The 655-nt window shown below is 67.8% G+C and carries 1 protein-coding gene; it reads right to left on the bottom strand.

The genetic code is table 11. From position 1 onward, the window contains the following. Window positions 1–115: 115 nt before the first annotated feature. Window positions 116–655, bottom strand: a 540-nt coding sequence (locus tag KVT32_RS28210) for a branched-chain amino acid ABC transporter permease (protein ID WP_217619215.1), incomplete at its 5' end; no start/stop codon positions are given.

Here is a 655-nt window from a genome sequence, read left to right as displayed (position 1 = left end):
AGGGCGACGATCGCATACAGCCCGATGTAGTTGCCGAGGGTGATCCAGTAGGGCGGCAGCGGCAGCAGGCCGAAGGCCAGCGCGGCCAGCCCGAAGATGAGCAGCGAACGGCGCGTCATGCTTCTTCCTCCTCGACCTGCGGATGAACGATCGAGCGCCACAGCAGCACCGGAATGATCAGGGTGAACACGATCACTTCCTTCAACGCGCTGGCGTAGAACGAGGAATAGGCTTCCAGCAGCCCGACCAGCAGCGCGCCGCCGGCGGCCAGCGGATAGCTCGCCAGGCCGCCGATGATGGCGCCGACGAAGCCCTTCAGCCCCATCAGGAAGCCGCTGTCGTAGTAGATCGTGGTGATCGGCGCGATCAGGACGCCGCACAGGGTGCCGATGATCGAGGCCAGCAGGAAGGCCAGGCGCCCGGCCTGGACCGTGCCGATGCCGACCAGGCGCGCGCCGCGCCGGTTGACGGCCGTGGCGCGCAGGGCCTTGCCCGACAGGGTGCGGTCGAAATACAGCCAGAGCGCACCGATCAGCAGCAGCGCCGCCGCGATCACGACCACGCTCTGGCCCGAGATCGTCACGGTGCCGACATTGAACACTTCCGTCCAGAACGGCGTGGTGCGCGAGCCCTCGGCGCCGAACAGCACCAGGCC

The sequence above is a fragment of the Achromobacter sp. GbtcB20 genome, from assembly GCF_019091095.1.
GTDB lineage: Bacteria > Pseudomonadota > Gammaproteobacteria > Burkholderiales > Burkholderiaceae_B > Achromobacter > Achromobacter mucicolens.
Note: the sequence above shows the minus strand (reverse complement) of the source record. Positions and strands in the feature narration are given on the sequence as shown.